This window comes from Variovorax ginsengisoli, assembly GCF_030486595.1.
In the GTDB taxonomy this organism is placed as follows: domain Bacteria; phylum Pseudomonadota; class Gammaproteobacteria; order Burkholderiales; family Burkholderiaceae_C; genus Variovorax; species Variovorax ginsengisoli_B.
This window is the reverse complement of record NZ_JAUJZH010000011.1, coordinates 169,100-187,555: the sequence shown is the minus strand read 5'-3', so window position 1 is coordinate 187,555 and position 18,456 is coordinate 169,100. Positions and strand designations below refer to the sequence as shown.

General features: G+C 69.0%; 14 protein-coding genes. 7 read left to right on the top strand and 7 right to left on the bottom strand.

Annotation, left to right across the window (positions count from 1 at the left end; translation table 11 throughout):
- Nucleotides 1-40: 40 nt before the first annotated feature.
- Nucleotides 41-1,588, top strand: coding sequence for an MFS transporter (locus QZH52_RS17240; RefSeq protein WP_301811208.1), 1,548 nt, complete (start codon nucleotides 41-43; stop codon nucleotides 1,586-1,588).
- A gap of 48 nt (nucleotides 1,589-1,636) precedes the next feature.
- On the opposite strand, the gene QZH52_RS17235 is transcribed toward QZH52_RS17240, so the two are convergent.
- Nucleotides 1,637-3,010 (bottom strand): sensor histidine kinase, encoded by a 1,374-nt coding sequence (locus QZH52_RS17235; RefSeq protein WP_301811207.1) that lies wholly within the window; start codon nucleotides 3,008-3,010, stop codon nucleotides 1,637-1,639.
- Complete coding sequence (locus QZH52_RS17230) at nucleotides 3,007-3,663, bottom strand: response regulator (RefSeq protein WP_301811205.1); 657 nt, start codon at nucleotides 3,661-3,663, stop codon at nucleotides 3,007-3,009. Before QZH52_RS17230 ends, QZH52_RS17235 begins: the two co-directional genes overlap by 4 nt.
- A 96-nt stretch (nucleotides 3,664-3,759) precedes the next feature.
- On the opposite strand from QZH52_RS17230, the gene QZH52_RS17225 reads away from it, so the two are divergent.
- Nucleotides 3,760-5,811: an alpha/beta hydrolase family protein gene (locus QZH52_RS17225; RefSeq protein WP_301811203.1), complete on the top strand. Its 2,052-nt coding sequence runs from the start codon at nucleotides 3,760-3,762 to the stop codon at nucleotides 5,809-5,811.
- A 12-nt stretch (nucleotides 5,812-5,823) separates the two neighbouring features.
- Here the strand turns inward: QZH52_RS17225 and QZH52_RS17220 are convergent, their stop codons facing one another.
- The gene (locus tag QZH52_RS17220; RefSeq protein WP_286509763.1) at nucleotides 5,824-6,270 is read right to left on the bottom strand and encodes an acyl-CoA thioesterase; all 447 of its coding nucleotides are present in this window, start codon (nucleotides 6,268-6,270) and stop codon (nucleotides 5,824-5,826) included.
- A 102-nt stretch (nucleotides 6,271-6,372) separates the two neighbouring features.
- Here QZH52_RS17220 and QZH52_RS17215 point away from each other — a divergent pair, with 102 nt between their 5' ends.
- From QZH52_RS17215 to QZH52_RS17200, 4 genes are all read left to right on the top strand, one after another.
- Nucleotides 6,373-7,356, top strand: coding sequence for a Bug family tripartite tricarboxylate transporter substrate binding protein (locus QZH52_RS17215; protein ID WP_301811201.1), 984 nt, complete (start codon nucleotides 6,373-6,375; stop codon nucleotides 7,354-7,356).
- A gap of 62 nt (nucleotides 7,357-7,418) precedes the next feature.
- Complete coding sequence (locus QZH52_RS17210; RefSeq protein ID WP_286519858.1) at nucleotides 7,419-8,399, top strand: Bug family tripartite tricarboxylate transporter substrate binding protein; 981 nt, start codon at nucleotides 7,419-7,421, stop codon at nucleotides 8,397-8,399.
- Nucleotides 8,396-9,742: an FAD-dependent oxidoreductase gene (locus QZH52_RS17205; protein ID WP_301811194.1), complete on the top strand. Its 1,347-nt coding sequence runs from the start codon at nucleotides 8,396-8,398 to the stop codon at nucleotides 9,740-9,742. Before QZH52_RS17210 ends, QZH52_RS17205 begins: the two co-directional genes overlap by 4 nt.
- A gap of 78 nt (nucleotides 9,743-9,820) precedes the next feature.
- On the top strand, nucleotides 9,821-10,705 hold the full coding sequence (locus tag QZH52_RS17200) for an acyl-CoA thioesterase (protein ID WP_301811192.1): 885 nt from the start codon (nucleotides 9,821-9,823) through the stop codon (nucleotides 10,703-10,705).
- On the opposite strand, the gene QZH52_RS17195 is transcribed toward QZH52_RS17200, so the two are convergent.
- The gene (locus QZH52_RS17195; protein ID WP_301811189.1) at nucleotides 10,702-11,736 is read right to left on the bottom strand and encodes a GlxA family transcriptional regulator; all 1,035 of its coding nucleotides are present in this window, start codon (nucleotides 11,734-11,736) and stop codon (nucleotides 10,702-10,704) included. The genes QZH52_RS17200 and QZH52_RS17195 overlap by 4 nt on opposite strands.
- A gap of 96 nt (nucleotides 11,737-11,832) precedes the next feature.
- Between QZH52_RS17195 and QZH52_RS17190 the strand changes: the two genes are divergently transcribed.
- The gene (locus tag QZH52_RS17190; RefSeq protein WP_301811186.1) at nucleotides 11,833-13,155 is read left to right on the top strand and encodes a tetratricopeptide repeat protein; all 1,323 of its coding nucleotides are present in this window, start codon (nucleotides 11,833-11,835) and stop codon (nucleotides 13,153-13,155) included.
- 361 nt (nucleotides 13,156-13,516) lie between these two features.
- Here QZH52_RS17190 and QZH52_RS17185 read toward each other — a convergent pair whose 3' ends face one another.
- The 3 genes from QZH52_RS17185 to uvrA all read right to left on the bottom strand — a co-directional run bounded on the left by QZH52_RS17185 (nucleotide 13,517) and on the right by uvrA (nucleotide 18,440).
- Entirely contained in the window at nucleotides 13,517-14,350 is an 834-nt protein-coding gene (locus QZH52_RS17185; RefSeq protein WP_301811184.1) for a sulfite exporter TauE/SafE family protein, read from the bottom strand.
- A 339-nt stretch (nucleotides 14,351-14,689) separates the two neighbouring features.
- A complete protein-coding gene (atpE, locus tag QZH52_RS17180; RefSeq protein ID WP_301811181.1) occupies nucleotides 14,690-14,932 on the bottom strand; it encodes a F0F1 ATP synthase subunit C in 243 nt (80 codons plus the stop codon).
- Between the two features lie 454 nt (nucleotides 14,933-15,386).
- Nucleotides 15,387-18,440, bottom strand: coding sequence for an excinuclease ABC subunit UvrA (gene uvrA, locus QZH52_RS17175; protein WP_301811178.1), 3,054 nt, complete (start codon nucleotides 18,438-18,440; stop codon nucleotides 15,387-15,389).
- Between the last annotated feature and the right edge of the window lie 16 nt (nucleotides 18,441-18,456).

Below are 18,456 nucleotides of genomic sequence, written 5' to 3'. Positions count from 1 at the left end.
CCCGGTTCTCCGCTCGTCAACGCCTTGGTGAACCGACTCGATGCCCTCCGCATTTCCTTCCTTTCTCTCGCTGTCCGCCGTCTGCCTGGCGGCGCTGATGTTCGGCCTGGAAATCTCCAGTGTTCCGGTCATCCTGCCCGTGCTGGAAGCGCAGCTGCACGCCGATTTCCAGAGCCTGCAATGGGTCATGAACGCGTACACCATCGCCTGCACGACGGTGCTCATGGCGACGGGCACGCTGGCCGACCGCTATGGGCGACGTCGCGTGTTCGCCCTCACCGTGCTGGCCTTCGGGGTCGCCTCGTTGCTGTGCGGCCTCGCGCCCAGTGCGCCGGTCCTGATCGGCGCGCGCTTCCTCCAGGGCATGGCCGGCGGCGCGATGTTCATCTGCTCGATCGCGATCCTGTCGCACCAGTTCCCAGAGGGCAAGGCGCGAGCCCGCGCCTTCGCGATATGGGGCGTGGTGGCGGGCGTCGGGCTGGGCTTCGGCCCGGCGGTTGGCGGATTCATCGTATCGCTAGCCAGTTGGCACTGGGTCTTCCTGGTGCAGGCGCCCCTGGCAGCACTGGGCTTGGCGTTGATCTGGGTCGGCGTGGTCGAGTCCAACGACCCGCAGGCTCGCCAACAGAAGCTGGACCTGGCGGGCATCGTCACTCTGACCATCGCGGTGCTCGGGCTTGCCCTGCTGATCACGCAGGGCGATGGCCTGGGCTGGGCCAGCGGGACCGCCCTGGGCTTGATGGCCGTCACCGCGGCGAGTTGGGTGGGCTTCGTTCTCGTCGAGCGCTTCCGTCCGCATCCGATGTTCGATTTCTCGGTCTTCAGGATCCGCGAGTTTTCGGGCGCCATCGTCGGTTGTATCGGCATGAATTGCAGCTACTGGCCGTTCATGATTTATTTGCCGCTGTATTTCTCGGCTGGACTGGGCTACGACACGACCCTCACCGGGCTGGCTCTTCTGGTCTACACGGTTCCTTTTCTGGTGATGCCACCCGTCGCTCAATGGCTGTTGCTGCGCTACCAGGCACGCGTCGTCATTCCTGCCGGCCTGTCCCTGATCGGCCTTGGCTTTGCGCTGATGAAGTTGGGCAGCGGGCTCGCGCACCTGGGCCACTGGACTGTGTTGCCCGGCGCGCTGTTGGCTGGCATCGGCCTCGGCCTGACCACAACGCCTGCAACCAACATGACCACGGCCTCGGTGCCTGCCAACCGCGCCGGCATGGCCTCGGGCATGGATGTCAGCGCGCGCCTCATCACCCTGGCCATCAATATCGCCGTCATGGGCTTGGTGCTTGTGGCGGGAATCCTGTCCGCGTTGCGCGCGGCGCTCGGAACGGCGCTGGACGACGCGCGACTTCGCACGTTGGCCGAGCGGCTTGCGGGTGGCGACGTTGCGGGGGCGAAGTCCGCATTGGCGCCACTGATGGCCCCGGAGACTGTTGACTCGGTTCTACAGGTTGCCGTGGTCCATGGCTTTGGTTGGGTCATGCTGTACGGAGCGGTCGCGGCATGGATCACCGCCTTGCTGAGTCTCGCTGTATTCGGTCGTCGCAGGCTGCCGGTCCTCTGCGCGGCCCCATCTTCGTGAGTGGGGTGGCAAGGCGAAAAAGCCACGCGGTTCCGCAGCAGCGGCGCGTCAGCTGTCGCCCATCGGCAGCGTGACGTGAAAGCCGGCCCCGTGCCCGCCCAGGCCGTCGGTCAGCATCACACCGCCGCCGTTGCGCAGCACCGCCTGGCTGACGATCGCCAGGCCGAGGCCCGAGCCGGGCGCCTCGTGCCCGCTGCCTCGATGGAAGCGCTTGAACACCTGCTCGCGCTCCGCCGCCGGGACGCCCGGCCCGTCGTCTTCGACCGATAGCCGCAGCTCGCGGGCGGCGTCGATGGCCAGCGTGACCGTGACTCGGGCGCCGTCGTGCGCATAGCGGATCGCGTTGTCGAGCAGGTTTTCCAGTATCGACTGGAAGGCCGGAACGTCGAGGTGCATCACCAGGGTGTCGGGCGCGTCGAGGCTGAGCTCGATGTCGCGCGCGAGCGCCAGTGGAGCGGCCTGCGCCAGCAGTCGCCGCACCAGCTGGGCGGCATCGACCGGCCGTTGCGCGGCGCGTCCGTTCGCGACATCGAGCGATGCCAGTTCGAGCAGCTGCTGAGCAAGATGAGAGGCGCGCGCGATGGCCAACTCCAGCTGCAACTGGGCCCGGGCCCGGTCCTCGCCATTGCTGGCGCCCGTGAGCGCATGGGCCTGCGCTGCGATCACCGCCATCGGCGTGCGCAGCTCGTGCGCGGCGTCATGGACGAAGGCGCGCTCGTGCGCCATCTGGTCGCGCAGTTGCTGCAGCATGCGCTCGAGCGCCGCCACCAGTGGCTTCAGTTCTTCGTAGCGCGCATCGAGCCCGATCGGCGACAGGTCGGTCGCACCGCGTTCGGCGATCCGGTCGGCGAGCTGGCGCAAGGGCCGCAAGCCGAGCTTGACGGCGAACCAGATCGGCAGCAAGACGATCGGGAAGGCCAGCAGCAGGTAGGGCAGCACGCGGCCGGCATTGCGCTGGAGGATCCATTGACCGGTGATCTCGGGCTCGGCCAGATGCAGCGTCCACAGGCCAGCTTCGCTGCGAAAGACCCAGTGCGTGCGGCCGTTGACCTGCTGGTCGACCACCTGCCCCGGCAGGCCGGACAGGACCTGGTCGCCCAGCTTGGGTGAGGCGTAAAGGGTCGGGCCGTCGCGCCGCTGCAGCTGCAGCAGCAGGCTGCCGTCGGGATTGCCGCTCAGGCGCAGCATGCTGTATTCGGTGGCCGTGGCGCGCATCAGGAGGCCCGCCTCGGCGTCGTCTTTGAGGTCGGCCAGTGCGGTGCTCAGCGCCCGGCCGACTCGCTTCAAACCCTGGTCGACCGCCAGCGCCTGGCGGAACTCGATGTAGATGTACGCCAGCAGCGCGACCCAGACCAGCACGAAAGCCATCACCAGCGCGAGAAACACGCGCTGCACGATGGTCGGCCACAGGATCGCCTTCATGACGCCAGCAGGTAGCCCACGCCGCGCACCGTATGCACCCTGGCGCTGCCGATCTTGCGGCGCAGGTTCGACACGTGGACCTCGATTGCGGCGAAGTCCAGCGGCTCGCCCAGCGGCTCGAGCTTCTGCGCCAGCACGCCCTTGGGGACCACCGCGCCGGGTTCGCGCGCCAGTTCCAGAAGCAGACGGAATTCGCGTGGCGACAGCTCGAGCGGTTCGCCGTTCAGGGCGCTCCAATGGCGTCGCGGCTCGATCGTCAGTGCACCCAGGGTCCAGACCTCGCTGGCCTGTCGCGCCGAGCGGCGCAGCACGGCGCGGATGCGGGATATCAGCTCCGCGGTGGCGAAGGGCTTGATGACGAAGTCGTCCGCGCCACCGTCGAGGCCGGCCAGCCGGTCCTCGATCGCCGAGCGCGCGGTGATCACGATCACCGGCAGCAAGGAGCCTTCCCGGCGCCAGCGTTCCAGCAGTTCGAAACCGCTGCCGTCGGGCAGGCTCAAGTCGAGCAGCACGCAGTCGAAGATCGCGCCGTCGAGGGTGCGCGGCGCATCGGCCGCGCGCCGGCGCCACTCGCTGCTGAGGCCGTCGACCTTCAGCGCCGCCTGCAGGGCGCGGCCCAGGTCGAGGTCGTCTTCGATCAGCAGGATATGCACGGCGGCGATTGTGCATGCCGCAACCTTTGGGTTTGCCAAAGGTTGGCCGCGCCACAATCCGGCGCCCAACAACGACATCGAAGAGGGAGACCGCCCATGATTCTTGGATTGCGACGGCTGGCCGCGATGGCCGCCGCTTCGACCGCCTTGGCGCTCGCCGCCTGCTCGACCGCACCCACCGCCCCCGTGCTGGTCACGGCACAGGACGGCGGCGAGCTGCCGCCGCTGGTGCCGATGCGGCGCTTCGTCGCCAACATCGACTATGTCGACGGCCACGCGCTGTCGCCCGACGGCCGCCGGCTGCTGTGGGCGCAGACAGTGGGCACCGACATCGGGCTCGCGGTACGCCCGACCACCGATGCGGCGGTGCTGGCGGGTCCCGGCGTGAAGACCTTTGCCACCGGCACGCTGGCCCGGCCCGGCGTGTCCGGGCCGACCTACTCTTGGCTGCCCGACAGCCACCACGTCGCCTACCTGAAGGATTTCAGCGGCGACGAGAACACCCAGTTCTTCGTGCTCGACGTGGAGCAGCCCGACGCCAGGCCGTGGGCGGTCACGCCCTGGCCCGGCGTGCGCTCGGCCTACGTGGCGCGTGGGGCGCCGGGCAGTGCGCGCTTCTTCTTCGCCAGCAACAAGCGCGACCGCAGCAGCATGGACCTGTTCGAGGCCGACGCCGCCACGCGCACCGTGCGCGAGGTGGCGCGCAGCGAGGACGACGGCCGGGTGCTGGCCTGGATCATCGGCACCGACCACCAGCTGGCCGGGCGCATCCGCCAGCTCGGCAGCGCCGACGGCTCCGACGAGGCGGTCGAGCTGCGCAACCCCGATGGCAGCTGGCGGCGCATCCGCACCGTGAAGGCCTTCGATTTCTTCTGGCCGCACCGCATCGACCTGCAAAACGGCCGCCTCTGGGCCATGACCAACATCGGCCGCGACAAGTCGGCGCTGGTGGAGATGGACCTGGTCAGTGACGCCGAGCGGGTGCTGGCCGAGGATGCCGAGGTCGATCTCGACTCGGCCCAGTACCTGCCGCGGCAGGGCGGACCCTATGGCTACGCCCTGGAGCCCGGGCTGCCCCGCTTCGTCTACCTCGATGCCGCGCTGGGCGCCGAGGTCGCTGCCGCGGTCAAGGAGGCGCGCGGGCGCGGCTGGCTCGACGCCGAGCCGGTGGTGGCGCGGCCGTCGAGCACGGCCGAGGACGGCCGGCAGATGGTGCTGCGTGCCGTCACCGGCGACGAGGCGGTCGAATTGCTGCTCGAGCGCGACAGCGCTCGCCTGACCCGCCTGACGCCGCCGCGCAAGCCCGACGCCGGCCTGTTCTCGCCGACCGAGCCTTTCGCGTTCAAGACCTCCGACGGGCTCACGGTGCACGGTTATGTCGTGCGGCCGCGGGGCGTCGCCGGGCCGGTGCCGCTGGTGGTCGATATCCACGGCGGGCCCTGGGTGCGCGACCGCTGGCAGGCGGCTTCGTTCACCAACACGCAGATGCTGGCCAACCGCGGCTACGCGGTGCTCAAGGTCAACTACCGCGGCTCCAGCGGCTACGGCCGCGCATTCATGCTGGCCGGCGCGCTCGAATACAACGGCCGCATGCAGCGCGACATCGCCGAGGCGGTGCAGTGGGCGATCGACCAGGGCATCGCCGATCCGCAACGCCTGGCGGTCTTCGGCGGCAGCTTCGGCGGCTTCTCGGTGCTGGCCCAGCTGATCCAGCAACCGCACGACTACCGCTGCGGCATCGACGTCGTGGGCGTCGCCAACTGGCCGCGGGTGATCGAGAGATGGCCGCCGTTCTGGCGCAACCGCCACTACTTCGCGATGACCTACGGCGACGTGGCCAAGCCCGACGAGCGCGCCGCGATGCTGGCCAATTCGCCGATCTCGCAGATCGACCGCATCACGGCGCCGCTGCTGGTGATCCACGGCAGCAACGACGTCCGCGTGCTGCGGCAGGACTCCGACGACGTGGTGGCCGAAATGAGGCGGCTGGGGCGGCCGGTGCAATACATGACCTTCGCCGACGAGGGCCACAGCGTGCGCAAGTGGCGCAACCGGCTGGCGCTGTGGCGCGAGGTCGAGGACACGCTGGCCACGTGCCTGGGCGGACGCAGCAACGGCTTCGACTATTACCAGTTGATGCCGCGCTGATCGTCGCGGACCCTAGGCCCCGGTCGCCGCCCGGGTGGCCTCCAGGTGCAAGCGGGCCCGCTCGGCCAGCGCCATCTCTCCCGGCGTGCCGGGCGTGAAGCTGTCGACCGGCAGGGTGCGGCCGTGGGAGTCGACCGAGACGAAGACCACCAGGCATTCGGTGGTCTTGTGCATTTCGCCGCCCTTCATGTCGCCGCTGCGCACCTCGACCGAAATGTTCATGCTGCTGTTGCCGGTGTAGGCGAGGCGGGCCTCGACCTCGACCAGGTCGCCGATCATGATCGGGCGATGGAAGCGGATGCTGCCGATGAAGACCGTCACGCAGTAGCGCTTGGACCAGCTGGTCGCGCAGGCGTAGCCGGCCTCGTCGATCCATTTCATGACGGTGCCGCCGTGGACCTTGCCGCCGAAGTTGACGGTGCTGGGTTCGGCCAGGAAGCGCAGGGTGATGGACGACATGGAGGGCCTGGGCGAGGAGTGGATCGAGTTCGCCGATTATGCGAGCGCCACGGCGACCTGATACAAATGCGCCGGCCTGTCTTAACAATCGCGAGACAAAAAATGAAATCCCTCCTGTCGTTGATCGCCGCCGGCGCCGCGGCCCTGCTGTCCACCACGGTGGCGGCCCAGGCGCCGGCCACGGACTTCCCGAGCAAGCCGGTGACCATCGTCACGCCCTTCGCCGCCGGCAGCGGGCCGGATGCGGTGCTGCGGCTGATCTCCGACAAGCTCGGCCGGCTCTGGAACCAGCGCGTGCTGGTCGACAACAAGCCCGGCGGCGGCGGCTTCATCGCGATCGAGCAGGCCCGGCGCGCCGCACCCGACGGCTACACGCTGCTGCAGCTCGACAGCGAGCACATCGCCGCCCTGCCGCACCTGTACAAGTCGCGCAACTTCGTGACCTTGCAACACTTCGATCCGGTGGCCTCGCTGTTCCGCACGCCCTTCTTCGTCGCGGTGCCGACCGATTCGAAGTGGAAGACCATGGGCGACCTGGTCGCCGCCGCCAGGGCGCAGCCGGGCCAGATCAGCTACGGCTCGTGGGGTGTCGGCAGCCCAGGCCACCTGGGCGGCCAGCAGCTCGAGTCGCTGACCGGCGCCCACATGCAGCACGTGCCCTACCGTGAGGTCTCGCAGCTGTTCGCCAACGTGGGTTCGGGCGAGGTGGCGTGGAGCTTCGCCAGCCTGCCGTCGAGCCAGGGCATCTACAAGGCCGGCAAGCTGCGCTACATCGCGATCGCGGCGCCCAAGCGCATCCCGCAGATGCCCGACGTGCCGACCATGGCCGAATCCGGCGGCCCGGCCGGGCTGGAGGTGAACTCCTTCGTCTCGCTGCTGACGCCCAAGGGCGTGCCGGCGGCGATCCGGGCCCGGATCAACGCCGATGTCGCCAAGGTCATCGCCGACCCCGAGATCCGGGCCCGCTTCGATACCTTCGCCTTCGAGCCGCTGGCCTGGTCGCCCGAGGAGATCGAACGCAACGCCGAAGTCAAGTCGAAGATCTACGGCGAGCTCGTGCGGCGCGGGAACATCAGCCTCGAATGACGTCTCGTTACAAGACAGGGCTATCCTCGGGTTCTCGTTCGTTCCTCATTCCTCCTTCCCCCATGCATCCCTCCAAGAGAGCCCTCCTGATCGCTGCCGCCTGCGGCATCGCCACCGCTGCCCTGCCGTTCGCCGCCTCGGCGCAGGGCGCTGCCTGGCCCACCAAGCCGATCCGGCTGATCGTCGGCTTCCCCGGCGGCTCGACGCCCGACATCGCGGCCCGCGCCATCGCCGAGCCGCTGTCCAAGGCGCTCGGCCAACCGGTGGTGGTCGACAACAAGCCGGGCGCCTCGGGCAACATCGCGGCCGACCAGGTGGCCAAGGCAAGCGACGACCACACGCTGGGCATCGTCATCAACGGCAACCTGACCTCGTCGAAGATGCTGTATCCGAAGCTGCCCTACGACCCGGGCAAGGACTTCACCTACCTGTCGCTGATCGCCACCGCGCCGCTGGTGCTGGTGGGCCAGGCGAGCCTGCCGACCGGCGCCGCCTTCTTCGACGCCGCGCGCAAGGGCGGCGACAAGTGGAGCTACGGCTCGGTCGGCGTCGGCTCGGTGGGCCACCTCGGCATGGAGTTGCTCAAGAGCAAGGTGCCGGGCCTGAAGGCCGAGCACGTGCCCTACCAGGGCAACCCGCAGGTCATGACCGACCTGATCGGCAACCAGATCCAGATGGCGCTGATCCCGCCGGGCGTGGCGCTGCCGCAGATCAAGGCCGGCAAGGTCAAGGCGGTCGGCCTCACCAGCGGACGCAGCACGCTGGCGCCCGACGTGCCGGCGCTGGCGGACGCGGGCGTGCGCGACTTCAACCTCGAAGTCTGGACCGCGCTGGTCGGCCCGGCCAACTTGTCGAAGACGGCGCAGGACCGCATCACGAAGGAACTGGCGATCATCATGAAGTCGCCCGACGTGCGCCAGAAGCTGTTCGAGCAGGGCTGGCAGGCGGTCGGCACCTCGCCCGACGGCATGCGCGCGCGGGTGAAGGAAGAGGCCGCGATCATGACCAAGATCATTTCCACCAACGGCATCAAACTCCAGTGAGCCAGACAGTCGTCGAACCGCAACGCACGCTGCCGGTCTACGGCGAGTACGACGTCGTCGTGGTCGGCGGCGGGCCGGCCGGCATCGCGGCCGCCGTGAGCGCGGCGCGCCACGGCGCCCGCACCTTGCTGGTCGAGCGCTACGGCTTCCTCGGCGGCATGGGCACCGCCGGCGGCGTCACCAACTTCGCCGGCCTCTACGGCCGGCGCGACGGCGAGATGACCCAGCTGGTGCACGGCGTGGCCGACGAGCTGCTGGCGCGCATCGACGCCCTGGGCGGCCTCAACAAGCCGCAGGACGGCATGCAGGGCCGCATCCGGGTGCGCTCCTACGACACCTCGGTCTACAAGTGCGCGGCCGACCGGCTGCTGCTGGACGCCGGGGTGGAACTGCTGTTCCACGCGCTGGCTGCCGCGGTGGTGATGGACGGCGCGCGCATCGCGGCGCTGGTGGTCGAGACCAAGTCGGGGCGCCAGGCGATCCGCGCCAATGCCTTCGTCGACGGCAGCGGCGACGCCGATGTCGCGGCCTTCGCCGGCGTTCCCTTCGCGGTCGGCGATGGCCACGGCAGCGGCCTGTTCCCCTCGACCATGTTCCGGGTCGGCCATGTCGAGGCGGCGCGCGCACTGGCCGCAGTGGGCGAGTTCAAGGCCATCAACGACCTGATGGCGCAGGTGCGCGAACGCGACCCGGAGGCCTACCGGTTTCCGCGCGAGGGCGCGATCCTGCGTCCGCAGATCGACCCGCGCGAATGGCGCGCCAACGTGACGCAGATCCGCAATGCCGAAGGCGGCGCGATGAACGGCATCGATGCCCGCCAGCTCAGCGACGGCGAGGTCGAGGGCCGGCGCCAGATCGGCGAGTTCTTCAGGTTCCTGAAAGCCGAGGTGCCGGGCTTCGAGCAGTCGGCCATCGTCGAGATCGCGCCCCAGGTCGGGATCCGCGAGACCCGGCGCATCGAGGGGCTGTACGCGCTGAGCGGCGACGACATCCTGTCGTCGGCGCGCTTCGACGACAGCATCGGCATCAATGCCTGGCCGATGGAAATGCACGCGGCGGGCCGGATCGAGTGGGCCTTTCCGCGCGACGAGCGGCGCACCTTCAACCAGCTGCCCTGGCGCATGCTGGTGCCGCGCGGGGTCGACAACCTGCTGGTGGCCGGCCGCTGCGCCTCGATGACCCACGAGGGCCAGTCGGCGGCGCGCGCCAGCGGCGGCTGCTTCGTGATGGGGCAGGCCGCGGGCACTGCCGCGGCGGCCCTGGGCGCCGGGCGCTTCGCCGAGGTCGAGGTGCCGGCGCTGCAGCGCAAGCTGGCGGCCGACGGCGCCGACCTGGATCGCTGACATCCGCTGACCGTTGCGGGACAGCGCGGCGGCCGGGTCTTTGCTATCGTGGCAGGCTCCCGTTTTCCCGCCTCCCCGATGATTGATCCTTCCACCGCCGCCCGCGTCGTCGCCGACCTGGTCGATCTCATGCGCCTCGAAACCCTGGGCGCCGACCGCTTCCTGGCCCAGAGCGAGGACATCGGCACCCCCGCCGTCTTCGGCGGCCAGGTGCTCGGCCAGGCCCTGATGGCCGCCAGCCGCACGGTCGAGGCCGACCGGCCGGCCCACTCGATGCACGCCTATTTCCTGCTGCCCGGCGAGCATGCGCCGATCGAATATTCGGTCGACCGGGTGCGCGACGGCCGCAGCTTCACCACCCGCCACGTGGTGGCGCGCCAGGGCGAGCGCATCATCTTCGAGATGTCGGCCTCGTTCCAGACCGTCGACGACGGCATCGAGCACCAGCTGCCGATGCCCGCCGCGGCCGGCCCGGAGGGCCTGGCGAGCGAACTCGAGCAGCGCATCGCGATGGGCGAGCGCCTGCCCGCGCGCTGGCGCGACAAGGGCCTCGTGCCGCACGGGCTCGAATACCGCCGGGTCGACCCCGACGACCTGCTCGCGCCCGCGGTGCGGCCCTCCGAGAGCGCGCTCTGGATGCGCGCCATCGCGCCGCTGCCCGACGACCCCAACGTGCACCGTGCGCTGCTGGCCTATGCCTCGGACCATGGCCTGCTGGGCGCGGCCATGCGACCGCACGGGCTCAGCTTCATGAGCGGCCAGGTGCGGCCCGCGAGCCTCGACCACGCGATGTGGTTCCATCGCGATTTCCGGCTCGACGACTGGCTGCTCTACAGCCTCGATTCGCCCAGCGCGAGCGGCGCCCGCGGCCTCTGCCGCGGCAGCATCTTTGCGCGCGACGGCCGGCTGGTGGCCTCCACCGCGCAGGAGGGGATGCTGCGCGTGCGCCGGGCCGGCACCTAGCCGGGTCCGGCCAGCGCCGCCCGCAGGCCGCCGAAGCGCCGCCGGTACTGCGCCGGCGTCAGGTTCACGCTGCGGCGGAACAGGCGGCCGAAGAAGGCCGCGTCGTCGTAGCCGACCTCGTTGGCGATCGCCTCCAGCGCATCGCCCGTGGTCTCGAGCAGGTGCTTCGCCTCCTCGATCCGCAGCGTCTGCACATAAGCCATCGGCGTCATGCCGGTGGCCAGCTTGAAGCGGCGCTGGAACGAGCGCTCGGCCAGTCCGCTATGGCTCGCCATGCCGGCCACCGGGGCCGAGTGCGCGTAGTGGTCGGCGATCCACGCCTGGCAGCGGCCGATCACCGCATCCTCCACCTGGCGCGTGCTGGCCACCCGCGCGAAAGGCTGCTGGCCGACGTGGTGCCAGTCGATCAGGTTGATCCGCGCCACCTGCATCGCAGCCTCGACGCCGACGCAGCGGGCGATCAGGTACAGCGCGAGGTCCATCCACGAACTGCCGCCGCCGGCCATCACCAGCCGCTGGCCGTCGCCTGCGGCCACCATCGCGCGCTGCGGCCGCACGCGGATGCGCGGATAGCGGCGCTGCATCAGTTCGCAGAAGGCCCAGTGGGTGGTGGCGTCCTCGTCGTCGAGCAGCCCGGCCTCGGCCAGCAGCAAGGCGCCCGAGCAGGCGGTGGCGACCAGGGCGCCGCGGGCGTGGCATTCGCGCACCCAGGCGACCTCGGCCTCGAAGCGGCCGTCCGGCGGTTCGGTTGGGGCGATCATCAGCTCCGGAACGCAAATCACGTCGGGCGGCGCGAGCTCGGCGAAGCCCCGGTGGGCCTCGATCGGCACGCCGTTGGCCGCGCGCAGCACGCCGCCCTTCGCACTGACGATCACGGCCTCGATCAGCGGCGGCCCCGGGGCGCCGTCGACCACCAGCGGCCAGTCGCGGCCGGCGCCCTTGAACAGGTCGTACATGCCGTAGACCACCGAAGCCGCGCTTTCCGGCGTGACCAGGATGGCGAAGAGCGGTAGCGCGCGGCCTTGGGGCATCGGATGGCGGAATCGTCAGGGTTGTTGCGGGAATCGCTGCGGGTCTTCGGAAGCTCCGAACTTACGCTCGGAGCGTCATCGATTCAAGGAGCAGCCATGACCCTCGCCGACGCCCGCGGCCTCGCGCTATCGACCGACCGCCCTGCCTCCGTGGCCGGCTACGCACAGGCGCTCGACCTCTTCAACAGCCTGCGGACCGATCCGGTCGCGGTGCTCCAGCCGGTGCTCGACGAAGACCCCGACTTCATCGCCGGCCACCTCCTGATGGCCGGCTTCATGCTGAGCGGCTTCGATGCCGGGCTGCTGCCGGCGGCGCGCGAGTGCCTGGCGGCGGCCAGCGGCAGCCGGCTTCGCCCGAATCCGCGCGAGCAGTCCTTCCAGGCCGCGCTGCAGCACTGGGCCGACGGCGACATGGCGCATGCCAACCGGCTGCTCGACCGCCACCTGGTCGACCATCCGCGCGACCTCTTCGCGCTGCAGCTGGCGCACATGAGCGACCTGGTGCTGGGCCGCTCGCAGATGCTGCGCGACCGCATCGGCCGCGTGCTCGCGCACTGGAGCGAAGACGACGCGGGCTTCGGCTACCTGCTCGGCATGCAGGCCTTCGGCCTCGAGGAATGCAACGAGTACGCGCGCGCCGAGGCGCTCGGCCTGCAGGCGCTGGAACGCAATCCCCACGACACCTGGGCGGTGCATGCGGTGGCGCATGTGTACGAGATGCAGGGCCGGGTGGACGAGGGCATCCGCTGGCTCACCACCGGCACCTCGCTCTGGCAGCGCGACAACGCGCTGGCGGTGCACAACTTCTGGCACCTGGCGCTGCTGCACCTGTCGAACGACGACCCGGCCTCGGCACTGGCGGTCTACGACCGCGCGATCGCGCCGGGCCCGGCCTCGATGGCAATGGACCTGGCCGATGCCAGCGCGCTGCTGTGGCGGCTCGGCCTGCGCGGTGTCGATGTCGCGGGGCGCTGGCAGTCGCTGGCGGCGCGCTGGCGCGAACAGGCCCACTGGGGCTGGTCGGTCTTCAACGATGTCCACGCCATGCTGGCGCTGGTCGGGGCGCGCGAGCAGGAGGCGGCGCAAGCCGGCCGGCGTGTGATCGCCGCGGTGCCGGCGGCCGCGCCGGGGCCCTGGTGGGCCGAGGCCGGGACCGTGTGCGAGGCGGTCATGGCCTTCGGCGAAGGCCGCCATGCGCACTGCGCCGAACTGCTGCTGCCGCTGCTGCCCGATGCGCAGGGCTACGGCGGCAGCCAGGCCCAGCGCAGCCTGCTGCACCTGACCGCGATGGAGGCGGCGCGGCGGGCCGGCGATGCCGCGCTGTGGCGCGCGCTGGACAGCGAAGGCTCGGCCCGCAGGCCGGCGAGGGGGCGGCCATCGGGCGTCAGCTGCGCCGCTCGCTCGCTCGCCGCCGCCTGACCGCAGCGCCGGCCAAGACTTGCTGAAGCACGTCTCTGCCGGAGAGTCATCCGAGCTTCGCTCGCATGTCACCGACACAGGTATCGCGCCTCCCGAGCATTCATTGCGAGGGTGCGATTTGCCTTGGCCTCTGCAGCGTGATACTCGGCCCGGGCACTTTCTGAGTGAGGATTCTGTGACAAGGCCTTGCGCGCGGGGCGCACTTCCTCCATCGCGGTCTTGCTGTTGGCAATCAAGGCACCCAGGCGCGGTTCGCACTCCTGAGCGGTGGGTCCCCGATCCGAAACGCATGACGCGATCGACACGCTGCCCGCAACCCAGAAAAGCCTCCGAAGAATAGTCATCCATTCATTTCGGTTTGTCACCCGAAGACTTTCCACACGGTGATGACCGATGCAAGCAGCATGACGAAACCGAATGCTCGCTTAAGCTTCTTTGTGGGCAGTCGGTGCGAGGCGGTCACCCCGACAGGAGCGAGAAACATCGCTGGTACAGCAACCGCAAGTGCTGCTGTCCAGCAAACAAGGCCCAGCAATCCCTTTTGATCTGTGGTGATCGGCGAAGGCCCTACCGTGAAGGCGATCGCGCCAACGAGTGCGATCGCCAGCCCGATGGCGCTGCCCGCCGCTACAGCGTTGCGCATCTCGACGTTGCTCCGCTGTGCCAGCAGATAAGGAATGGTCAGGCTGGCACCGCCAACGCCAGCCGTCGCGCTGAAGACACCGATCATTCCACCAATATACCGAGGGGATACCCGCTGGATCAGCCGGAGTTGCGCCGGCAAGGCGGGTGCCTCGATCTGCTGTGCAGCAGTTGTCGAACCCCGAAGCATTCGGATTCCGAAGTACGCTGCATACACACTGAATATCGCCGCCACCCATGTCCCGTGAACCAGACCCGCAAGCACGGCACCGATCGCCGCTCCGAAACCTGCGGCAGGTGCCAGTTGCCAGACCCAAGCCATCGGAAGTGCGCCGCGACGATGTTGGGCGTACACGGCACTTGCCGTTGCAGGCACTGTGGCCGCCAGAGCGGTTGCCACAGCGACTTGTGGAATCGTGGCGAGTTCGAGGGGAAATTGCATCGGCAGCAGGATGATGAAAACCGGAACAATGAGGAATCCGCCACCCACACCCAACAGCCCCGACAGGAACCCCGACACGACACCGGTCAGCACAAGAAATGAATAAACCAAAGTTGGCCTCCCTGGATTGCGCCGCCCCCGTCATCGCTCCAAGGCGGCTGCATTCTTTTGATGTTCGCGAAAGAGAACGCCGCCTGCATCGCGCTTTGTAGCCCTGTCCAGAGCTCTTGTCCTATCCAGTGACATGCAAGTGAGCGAACTGAAAGCAAAGTTCCAAATTCACCGCCACCTGTCGGACGATTCATGCGCACCGATTCTCCCCGCTCACGAGAACGCTGATCGAGTAGGACGGCCTTCGCATCTTCCAGCATGCCGGTGTGGAGCCAGTCGTCCAGCGGCGACGCACCGGGGGGCCAGCGCTGCAGGGCTAGACTCCGCCGACTTTGTCCTTCAGCCGCGGAAGGGGTTGGCCGTAGCGAACCACAGGCCGATGCCGGTGGCGATGATGAAGGCGCCGTCGGTGACGCCGGCGATCAGGAAGAACAGCGTCTGCAGCGTGTCCTTGAGCTCGGGCTGCCGTGCCGTGCCTTCCAGCAGCTTCGCACCCACGATGCCGATGCCGATGCACGAACCCACGGCGGCGATGCCGATGAGGAGGGCCACTGCGAGGGGGAGGATGTCGAAGCCGGTCATGTTTCGCTTTCGTTGGCCTGGAAGGTTCGGCCTGGTGGCTGCCGGTGCCACCCTGGCCCCGGCCCGCATCCAATGTCGCCGAGCCCCTGCGCCGCGTCGATGACCTGACAGGTCATGGCTGTGGCCGATGGTCAGCTTCCGCACTGATTGCCGCAGCAGCGCTTTCGGATTCATCTCATGGTGATGGGGCGCCGCGCCTGTCCCAATAGGCGCCTGCGCTCGGATTCCGGGCTCGTCAAACTTTGTTGCTTCACCATGTTCCCTCAGCTCTTCGGGTTGGCTGCCAGTCAGACGCCCTTGCTGCTCCTTCTATTCGATGTCTCTTGCGCCCTGTTCACAGGTGGGTCGGTCTCCAGGATCCTGAGTCGCGAGCGACGCCGACGCCAGCGCCGCGAGGCGACGTGGCGTCACTACGCCCGGTCCATGGAAGATTTTCCCGAGCTGGCGCGGTGATCTAGCTGCCCAGCAGGCGCTTCAGGTAGCGCCCGGTGTGGCTGGCCTCGTTGGCGGCGATGTCCTCCGGCGTGCCCACCCCCACCACAGTGCCGCCACCGGCGCCCCCCTCGGGGCCCATGTCGATCACCCAGTCGGCGGTCTTGATGACGTCGAGGTTGTGCTCGATCACCACGATCGTGTTGCCGGCATCGCGCAGCTGGTGCAGCACCTTCAGCAGCAGCTCGATGTCGGCGAAGTGCAGCCCGGTGGTCGGCTCGTCGAGGATGTAGAGCGTGCGGCCGGTGTCGCGCTTGCTGAGCTCGAGTGCCAGCTTGACGCGCTGCGCTTCGCCGCCCGACAAGGTGGTCGCCGACTGGCCGAGCTTGATGTAGCTGAGGCCGACGTCGAGCAGGGTGCGCAGCTTGCGCTCGATGGTCGGCACCGCCTTCAGGAAGTCGTGCGCGGTCTCCACCGTCATGTCGAGGATCTGCGCGATGTTGCGGCCCTTGTAGAGCACCTCCAGCGTCTCGCGGTTGTAGCGCTGGCCGTGGCAGACCTCGCAGGGCACGTAGACGTCGGGCAGGAAGTGCATCTCGACCTTGACCACGCCGTCGCCCTGGCAGGCTTCGCAGCGGCCGCCCGCGACGTTGAAGCTGAAGCGGCCGGGCCCGTAGCCGCGCTCGCGCGCGGTGTTGGTCTCGGCCATCAGCTCGCGGATCGGCGTGAAGAGGCCGGTGTAGGTCGCCGGGTTGCTGCGCGGCGTGCGGCCGATCGGCGACTGGTCGACATTGATCACCTTGTCGAAGTACTCGATGCCCTCGATGGTTTCGTGCGCGGCCGGCTCTTCATGCGCGCGGTACAGCGTGCGGGCGACCGCACTGTAGAGCGTATCGTTGACCAGCGTCGACTTGCCCGAGCCCGAGACGCCGGTCACGCAGGTCAGCAGGCCGACCGGGAAGGCGACGCTGACGTCCTGGAGGTTGTTGCCGCTGGCGCCGATGACGCGGATCTCCTGCAGGTCGCTCTGCGAGGCCAGGTGCGCCGCCTCGCGCGCCGCGCGGCGCTCGGCGGCGGGGCTGGGCGGGAAGCGCGGGGGCTTCCTGCCTTCGTGGAAGGCCCGTGTCGCCACCACCGGCAGCCACGGCGTGCGGCGCGCGGGCACCTCGATCTTCTTCGCGCCCGAGAGGTACTGGCCGGTCAGCGAGTCGGCGCTGGCTGCGACCTCGGCGTAGGTGCCCTGCGCCATCACGCGGCCGCCATGGATGCCGGCGCCCGGCCCCATGTCGATCACGTGGTCGGCGGCATGGATCATGTCCTCGTCGTGCTCGACCACGATCACGCTGTTGCCGATGTCGCGCAGATGGCGCAGGGTGCCAATCAGCCGGTCGTTGTCACGCTGGTGCAGGCCGATGCTGGGCTCGTCGAGCACGTACATCACGCCGGTCAGGCCGGAGCCGATCTGCGAGGCCAGCCGGATGCGCTGCGCCTCGCCGCCCGACAGCGTCTCGGCACTGCGATCCAGGCTCAGGTAGTTGAGCCCGACGTCGTTCAGGAACTTGAGCCTGAGCCCGACCTCGCGCACCACCTTGTCGGCGATCTCGGCCTTGGCGCCGCGCAGCTGCAGCTGCTGGAAGTAGGCGAGGCTGTCGCGAAGCGTGGCGCGGCTGATCTCGTAGATCGCCATGCGCTTGGGCTCGGGGCCGGACTCGTCGACCAGGAAGACATTGCGCGCCTCGGGCCGCAGGCGGCTGCCTTCGCAATCGGGGCAGGGCTGCATGTTGCGAAAGCGCGAGAGGTCTTCCCGCACCATCGTCGAATCGGTCTCGCGGTAGCGCCGCGCCATGTTCGGAATGATTCCTTCGAAGGGGTGCTTGCGCACCAGCTTCTTGCCGGCCTGCTGGCCGCTGTCCATCACGTAGCTGAACTTGATCTCTTCCTGCGCCGAGCCGTGCAGCACCGCCTGCTGCACGGATGCCGACAGCTCCTCGAAGGGCTTGTCGATGTCGAACTTGTAGTGCTTGGCCACGCTCTCCAGCATGCTGAAGTAATAGCCATTGCGCCGGTCCCAGCCCTTGACCGCGCCGCTCGCGAGGCTCAGCGACGGGAAGGCGACGACCCGCGCCGGGTCGAAGAACTCGCGATGCCCCAGGCCGTCGCAGCTCGGGCAGGCGCCCACCGGCGAGTTGAACGAGAACAGCCGCGGCTCCAGCTCGGCCAGCGAGTAGTGGCAGATCGGGCAGGCGAACTTGGCGTTGAACAGGTGCTCGCGTGCCGGCTTCGGCGCTGGCGCCGCTTCGGGCTCGCCTGCGGGCGCGTCCATCTCGAGCGCGATCGCGCGGCCGTCGGCCAGCCGCAGCGCGGCCTCGAAGCTCTCGGCCAGCCGCTGCTGCATGTCGGGGCGCGCGCGCAGGCGGTCGATGACCACGTCGATGTCGTGCTTCTCGGTCTTCTTGAGTTTCGGCAGGTCGTTGTATTCGTAGGTCTGGCCGTCGACCCGGAAGCGGATGTAGCCCTGGGCCTGCATCTCGGCGAACAGTTCCAGGAACTCGCCCTTCTTCTCGCGCGCCACCGGCGCCAGGATCATGAGGCGCGGCTCGTCGGGCAGCGCGATCACGGCATCGACCATCTGCGACACGGTCTGCGCCTGCAGCGGCAGGTGGTGTTCGGGGCAGTAGGGCGTGCCGGCGCGGGCGTACAAGAGGCGCAGGTAGTCGTGGATCTCGGTCACCGTGCCGACGGTCGAGCGCGGGTTGTGGCTGGTCGCCTTCTGCTCGATGCTGATCGCGGGCGACAGGCCCTCGATCATGTCGACGTCGGGCTTGTCCATCAGCTGCAGGAACTGCCGCGCATAGGCCGACAGGCTCTCGACGTAGCGCCGCTGCCCCTCGGCATAGAGCGTGTCGAAGGCCAGGCTCGACTTGCCCGAGCCCGACAGGCCGGTGATCACCACCAGCTTGTTGCGCGGAATGTCGAGGTCGACGTTCTTGAGGTTGTGCGTGCGCGCGCCGCGGATGCTGATGCGCTGCTGCGCCAGCACGGCGCCGAGGTAGGCGTCTTCGGGGGGGAGATTCACGGGGCGGTCGATTTTG

What these genes read in the sequence shown, in the direction of transcription:
- QZH52_RS17200 (WP_301811192.1), top strand. Translation starts at nt 9,821, where the DNA reads ATGATTGATCCTTCCACCGCCGCCCGCGTCGTCGCCGACCTGGTCGAT.
- QZH52_RS17210 (WP_286519858.1), top strand. Translation starts at nt 7,419, where the DNA reads ATGCATCCCTCCAAGAGAGCCCTCCTGATCGCTGCCGCCTGCGGCATC.
- QZH52_RS17215 (WP_301811201.1), top strand. Translation starts at nt 6,373, where the DNA reads ATGAAATCCCTCCTGTCGTTGATCGCCGCCGGCGCCGCGGCCCTGCTG.
- atpE (WP_301811181.1), bottom strand. Translation starts at nt 14,932, where the DNA reads ATGACCGGCTTCGACATCCTCCCCCTCGCAGTGGCCCTCCTCATCGGC.
- QZH52_RS17240 (WP_301811208.1), top strand. Translation starts at nt 41, where the DNA reads ATGCCCTCCGCATTTCCTTCCTTTCTCTCGCTGTCCGCCGTCTGCCTG.
- QZH52_RS17190 (WP_301811186.1), top strand. Translation starts at nt 11,833, where the DNA reads ATGACCCTCGCCGACGCCCGCGGCCTCGCGCTATCGACCGACCGCCCT.
- QZH52_RS17195 (WP_301811189.1), bottom strand. Translation starts at nt 11,736, where the DNA reads ATGCCCCAAGGCCGCGCGCTACCGCTCTTCGCCATCCTGGTCACGCCG.
- QZH52_RS17235 (WP_301811207.1), bottom strand. Translation starts at nt 3,010, where the DNA reads ATGAAGGCGATCCTGTGGCCGACCATCGTGCAGCGCGTGTTTCTCGCG.
- QZH52_RS17220 (WP_286509763.1), bottom strand. Translation starts at nt 6,270, where the DNA reads ATGTCGTCCATCACCCTGCGCTTCCTGGCCGAACCCAGCACCGTCAAC.
- QZH52_RS17225 (WP_301811203.1), top strand. Translation starts at nt 3,760, where the DNA reads ATGATTCTTGGATTGCGACGGCTGGCCGCGATGGCCGCCGCTTCGACC.